The 5,265-nt window shown below is 74.0% G+C and carries 7 protein-coding genes; 3 read left to right on the top strand and 4 right to left on the bottom strand.

Annotated features, from left to right (window positions below; all coding sequences use genetic code 11):
• Positions 1–54: 54 nt before the first annotated feature.
• From ACFV5N_RS06480 to ACFV5N_RS06470, 3 genes are read right to left on the bottom strand one after another with little or no spacing between them, the layout of a single operon-like run.
• On the bottom strand, positions 55–693 hold the full coding sequence (locus ACFV5N_RS06480; RefSeq protein ID WP_385594873.1) for a GNAT family N-acetyltransferase: 639 nt from the start codon (positions 691–693) through the stop codon (positions 55–57).
• 31 nt (positions 694–724) lie between these two features.
• Entirely contained in the window at positions 725–1,633 is a 909-nt protein-coding gene (locus ACFV5N_RS06475) for an NADP-dependent oxidoreductase (protein ID WP_385594870.1), read from the bottom strand.
• Between the two features lie 31 nt (positions 1,634–1,664).
• A complete protein-coding gene (locus ACFV5N_RS06470; RefSeq protein WP_385594879.1) occupies positions 1,665–2,639 on the bottom strand; it encodes a mechanosensitive ion channel family protein in 975 nt (324 codons plus the stop codon).
• A 125-nt stretch (positions 2,640–2,764) separates the two neighbouring features.
• On the opposite strand from ACFV5N_RS06470, the gene ACFV5N_RS06465 reads away from it, so the two are divergent.
• The 3 genes from ACFV5N_RS06465 to ACFV5N_RS06455 all read left to right on the top strand — a co-directional run bounded on the left by ACFV5N_RS06465 (position 2,765) and on the right by ACFV5N_RS06455 (position 4,088).
• Positions 2,765–3,304 (top strand): HNH endonuclease, encoded by a 540-nt coding sequence (locus tag ACFV5N_RS06465; RefSeq protein WP_385594868.1) that lies wholly within the window; start codon positions 2,765–2,767, stop codon positions 3,302–3,304.
• Positions 3,305–3,457: 153 nt separating this feature from the next.
• Entirely contained in the window at positions 3,458–3,748 is a 291-nt protein-coding gene (locus tag ACFV5N_RS06460; RefSeq protein ID WP_385594865.1) for a hypothetical protein, read from the top strand.
• Between the two features lie 151 nt (positions 3,749–3,899).
• Complete coding sequence (locus ACFV5N_RS06455; protein WP_051131079.1) at positions 3,900–4,088, top strand: hypothetical protein; 189 nt, start codon at positions 3,900–3,902, stop codon at positions 4,086–4,088.
• Positions 4,089–4,224: 136 nt separating this feature from the next.
• Here ACFV5N_RS06455 and ACFV5N_RS06450 read toward each other — a convergent pair whose 3' ends face one another.
• Positions 4,225–5,103, bottom strand: a complete 879-nt coding sequence (locus ACFV5N_RS06450; protein ID WP_385594862.1) for an NAD(P)H-binding protein — start codon at positions 5,101–5,103, stop codon at positions 4,225–4,227.
• Positions 5,104–5,265 lie beyond the last annotated feature (162 nt).

Genomic DNA, 5,265 nt, shown 5'->3' with positions numbered 1-5,265 from the left:
GAGGTGCCCCCAGTAGCCGGCGGCGCGGCCCCGCGAAGATCCGAAAGAGACGGCCTAGAGCCGCAGCCCCAGGTGCAGCACCGGGCTGTCCTCGCTCGGCTCGCGCAGCGTACGGAAGCCGTACCGCAGATAGAACGCGTGCGCCGCGGTGTTCGCCGGGTTCATCGCCAGATGCAGGCCGGGGACGCCGCGCTCGCGCAGCGCGTCGCAGTACGCCGTCATCAGCCGGGTGCCGAGGCCGCGCCGCTGCCCGTGCGGCAGCAGATCGATGTGCAGATGGGCCGGGTGGTCGCGCACCACCTCGGCGTTGATCATCCGCTCCGGCGCGTGCAGCAGCGCGCGCAGCTCCCCGTCCCGGTCCGTCCGGCCGGGCAGCACCGGGAAGCGGTCGCGTATCCGGGGCAGCCAGCGGGCCCGGAAGTCCCGGTAGTACGCCTCGGTGTCGGGGGCGCCCACGATGTAGCCGATCGGCCCGTCCGGATCACCGTCGTCCGCCACGAACACCAGACCGGTGTCGAGTTCGGCGTACGGCGTGGCGAAGAGCGCGGGCAGGACGCCCGGGTCGCGGAAGTGGCCCCGGGCGTCCCCGCCCATCTCCCCGGTGCGCACACAGATCCGCCGCAGTGCCGCCGCGTCCACGGCGTCTCCCGGCCGGTAGGGGCGGATCCGTACATCCCCAGCAGTACGTGTCATGCGGATCATTCTCTGACCCGCCCCGGCGGGGTCACCAGACCTTGAGCACGATCTTTCCGCGCACATGCCCGCCCTCGCTGCGCTCGTGCGCCTTGGCGCCGGCGTCCAGCGGGTACTCCGAGTCGATGGCCACCGTGAACCGCCCCTCGCGGGCCAGTTCTGCCGCCTGCGGCAGCGCGTCGTACGCCGGGTCGTCGGACATCGCGGAGGTGACCCGCGCCCCGTACTGCGGCGCCGAGAAGTCCGCGATGCTCACCACCCGGCCCGGGTCGCCCGCGATCTCGATCAGCTCGGGCAGCGAGCCGGAACCGGCCGTGTCGAAGACCCCGTCCACCCCTTCCGGGGCCAGCCGCGCCACCCGCTCCCTCAGCCCGGCCCCGTACGTGGTGGGCCGCACCCCCAGCGAGCGCAGATAGTCCTGGTTGCGGTCGCTGGCGGTGCCGATGACGGTGAGGCCGTCGGCGACGGCGAACTGCGCCGCCGCGCTGCCCGTGCCGCCGGCCGCGCCCTCGATCAGCAGGGTCTGGCCGGCCCGCAGCCCGAGCAGGCCGAGCGCGCGCCGCGCGGTCTCGGTGGCCATCGGCAGCCCGGACGCCTGCTCCCAGGTCAGCTCGGGCGGCTTCACGGTGTAGTGGTCGAGGACCGCGTACTGCGCGGAGGCGCTGCGCCCCGAGCCGAACACCTCGTCGCCGACCGACACCCCGGCCACGCCGGGGCCGACCTCGTCGACCACCCCGGACGCGTCCGAGCCGGGGATCGCGGGGAAGGCGAGCGGGGAGGTGTCGTCGAACAGTCCGCGCCGGATCTTCCAGTCGATCGGGTTCACCGCCGCCGCGTGCACCGCGATACGGACCTGGCCGGGTCCGGCGTGCGGCTCGGGCTGGTCGGTGACCCGCAGCACCGAGGGGTCGCCGTAATCCGTGTACGTCAGTGCGCGCATCGTGGAATCGCCTCCCAGGTCGCTTCGCTCCTCACCCCTCAGTGTTACGGAGCGTTCCCGGGGGCGCAGCTCGGAGCTTCTCCAGCGTGACGGCGGCCGGGTCCACCTGCGCGATTCCGGCGGCGTCCAGCGCCTCCTTGACGCGGCGGCGCAGCTCGCGTTCGACGGTGGCGGCCTTGCCGGGCGCGACCTTGCCCTTGACCCGCACCACCATGGTGTCCAGCGACACCGACTCCAGGCCCAGGACCTCCACCGGCTCCCACAGCAGCTCGTCCCAGGGCGGGCCGCCGGTGTGCAGTTCCTCGCCGACGGCGGTGATCAGCTTGTGCACCTGCGCGTAGTCGGCCTCGGCGCGCACCTCGACGTCCAGCTGCGCGGTGGCCCAGCCCTGGCTGAGGTTGGCGACCCGCTTGATCTCGCCGTTGCGCACGTACCACAGCTCGCCGCTCTCGGCGCGCAGGGTGGTGACCCGCAGCCCTATCTCCACCACGGTGCCGCTCGCCTCGCCCGCGTCGATCCGGTCGCCGACGCCGTACTGGTCCTCCAGCAGCATGAACATGCCGCTGAGCACGTCGGTGACCAGGTTGCGGGCGCCGAAACCGATCGCCACACCGAGGATCCCGGCGCTGGCCACCAGCGGGCCCAGCTCGATGCTGAGCTGGGAGAGCACCATCAGCGCCGCCGTGCCCAGCACCAGGACGGAGGCCGCCGAGCGCAGCACCGAGCCGATGGCGGCGGCGCGCTGGATGCGCCGCTCCGGGTTGGCCAGCAGGGCGGAGCCGCGCGACGGGCTGCCGGCCCGGCGCTTGTCGTCCCGGTGCATGCGCTTGATCAGCCGGCTGATCGACCGGCGTACGACCACGCGCAGCACGAGCGCGATCACCACGATCAGCGCGATCCGCAGGCCCGTCCCCAGCCAGGCTTCCCAGTGCTCCCTCATCACCCGTCCACCGTAATCGCGGCGCGGCGCCCGGTACGCCGGGGAAAAACGGTCAGGACGGGGCAGGTGTGGCGAATGACACCATTGGTGTATTGCCGGTTCGTGGTGGCGCTATCCCCCGTGGCCGGGACACACTGTGGGAGATCGTCCCGGCGCGAGCCACGTGCCGCCGACGGAACTGGAGGGCATCCGTGCCACAAGTCCTGGTCCTCAACGCCTCGTACGAACCTCTCGGCGTCGTCCCCATCCGCCGCGCGCTCATCCTGCTGCTCAACGACAAGGCGGTGAGTCTGGAGGACTCCGACGCCCTCATGCGCAGCGCCACCCATGCCATACCCGCCCCCAGCGTGGTCCGGCTCAAACGGTTCGTGCGCGTCCCCTACCGGGGCTCCGTGCCCCTCACCCGCCGCGCGCTGTTCGCCCGGGACGGCGGCCGGTGCGCCTACTGCGGCGCTGTCGCCACCAGCGTCGACCATGTGATCCCGCGCAGCCGGGGCGGCGCGCACGCCTGGGACAACGTGGTCGCCGCCTGCCGCAGCTGCAACCACATCAAGGCCGACCGGCAGGTCGCCGAGCTGGGCTGGCGGCTGCGCCACAAGCCGGGGCCGCCGTCCGGTCTCGCCTGGCGCATCATCGGTACCGGCCACCGCGATCCGCGGTGGCTGCCGTATCTCCAGCCCTACGGCGCGGACGACGCGCTGGCCAGGATCGAGGGACGGTCCTCCGCCTGACCCGGATCCGGCCGCAAATCTTTTCGCCGACCGTGGGTGATTTCGCTCGCTTTCCCGCAATTCCGGTCGCGGGGACGGATGGGGTGGCGTTGACTGGGTAGGGCAACGAGGGCACCGAAGTCCGCGTTACCGCCCGTGAACGGAGTGAGGCCCGTGGCCGCACCCAGTAAACCCGCCGTCGCCCCCTTTCCGCCCGCGCTGATCGGCGAGCCCGCCGTCCCGCAGGACGAGCTGCCCCCCATGCCCTGGGACGAGACCGGCGAGTTCGACCTGTCCGAGCTGACCGACCCCGACGCCGCCGCCCGCGCCCTGGACCCGCCGCTGACCAGCGAACCCGCGCCCGCCGGCGTCGCCCCGCTCACCTCCGAGCAGCCGCTGTCCGCCGCCGAGCTGCCCCTCACCTCCGAGCCGACCGCCGGGCTCACGCACGCCGATCCGCACTGATCCGGTACGAAACGGCGGGGGCGTGGGAGAAGGCCCGGAAGGGGTTCGTTACTGTGGTGGCGTGGTGAACGCGAACAAGAACGCCCGTGGGCAGAAGCAGGCGAGCAGGCACGGTCTGCGCGCCGGAGCCCTCACGGCCGGCACGCTGCTGATGCTGCTCATGACCTCCCCGCTCGCCCAGGCGGCGCACCGGGAGGACGGCGACGACCCGGGCCCGGGCCTGAGCGCCATCGAGACCCTGGGCCTGTTCGTGGCCGCCCCCATCGCGCTGTTCGCGCTGATCACCGGCCTGGTGATCCTCGGCGACCGCAAGAAGCAGCCGAGCGGCAAGCAGAGCTGACCGCCCGCGCGGCCCCGCCCCACGAGGCGTCGCCGCGCGCGGACCGGCTCCCGGCGTTCCCGCCGCACGCGGGTCCGCTTCACGTGCCCGCCTCACGCGCCCCCGGCCCGCCGCCCCCGTGCGGCGAGCGCGGGGGTCAGCGCGCGTCCAGCAGCGGACGCAGCCGGGCGTGCGCCCAGCCGGCGAGCGTGGTCGGGGTGGTGGTGAGCACGTCCCGGGGCGGCTCCGGCGTCAGCCCGCGGGTGCCCGCCGTCATCCCGACGATCCCCTCGACCGCGCCCGGCGGCAGCCCCGCCGCGCCCAGCGCCGCCCGCACCTCGTCGTCCGACACCACGCGCAGCCGGATCTCGCGCCCGAGCGCCACCGTCAGCGTCCGCGCGACCTGCCGCCACGACAGGTCCTCCGGACCGTGCACGCCCTGCACCACCCGCCCGCGCCAGGCACCGCTCAGCAGCCGGGCCGCCGCCACCTCCCCGATGTCGCGCGGGTCCACCCACGGCTGCGGCCGGTCCGGGTCGCCCGCCGTGCTCAGCTCCCCGGCCGCCAGCTCCTCCAGGGAGAGCAGCAGGTTCGGATAGAAGTAGCCGCACCGCAGATGCGTGACGTCGGCGCCGGTGGCGTCCAGCTGCTCCTCGATGGCGGCCAGCCCGTCGATGTGCCCGGCGCCGTGCCGCAGCTCCGCCCCTCCGCTGCTGAGGAACACCACCCGCCCCACCCCGTTCTCCCGTACCGCCCGCGCCAGCCCGGCCCCGGTGCGGCGCGAGGTACCCACCGGGTCCCCGACCGTGTGCGGGGTCGGATCGACGAGGAACGCGGCCGTGGCGCCCGCCATCGCCCCGGCCACGAAATCGGCGTCGGTCAGATCACCGCGCCGCACCTCCACCCGCTCCCGGACGCCCGGCGCCAGCCGCGCCGGATCGCGCACCAGCACCCGGGGCCGGACCCCGGCCTGGAGCAGCAGCCCGACCACCCGCGACCCGACCTGTCCGGTGGGGGTGGTGACAACGACAGTCATGGGGACCTCCTCGGTCTCGTGCGGTGCGTCCGGACGGGGTGTCCGGTCGGTGCACCGTAGGAGCCGTGGGGGGCGGGCGCCCGCCCCCCCCGGGGGGGGGGGGGGGGCCGGGGCCCCCCCACGAACCCCCGGGCCGAATAACAAAAAAAGAAGCGGCAGCAT

Source organism: Streptomyces sp. NPDC059853, from assembly GCF_042731495.1.
Taxonomy (GTDB): domain Bacteria; phylum Actinomycetota; class Actinomycetes; order Streptomycetales; family Streptomycetaceae; genus Streptomyces.
Note: the sequence above shows the minus strand (reverse complement) of the source record. Positions and strands in the feature narration are given on the sequence as shown.

Bases quoted from the DNA above. Each gene is read 5' to 3' on its own strand.
- ACFV5N_RS06475 (WP_385594870.1), bottom strand. From the start codon at position 1,633: ATGCGCGCACTGACGTACACGGATTACGGCGACCCCTCGGTGCTGCGG.
- ACFV5N_RS06450 (WP_385594862.1), bottom strand. From the start codon at position 5,103: ATGACTGTCGTTGTCACCACCCCCACCGGACAGGTCGGGTCGCGGGTG.
- ACFV5N_RS06480 (WP_385594873.1), bottom strand. From the start codon at position 693: ATGACACGTACTGCTGGGGATGTACGGATCCGCCCCTACCGGCCGGGA.
- ACFV5N_RS06455 (WP_051131079.1), top strand. From the start codon at position 3,900: ATGCTGCTCATGACCTCCCCGCTCGCCCAGGCGGCGCACCGGGAGGAC.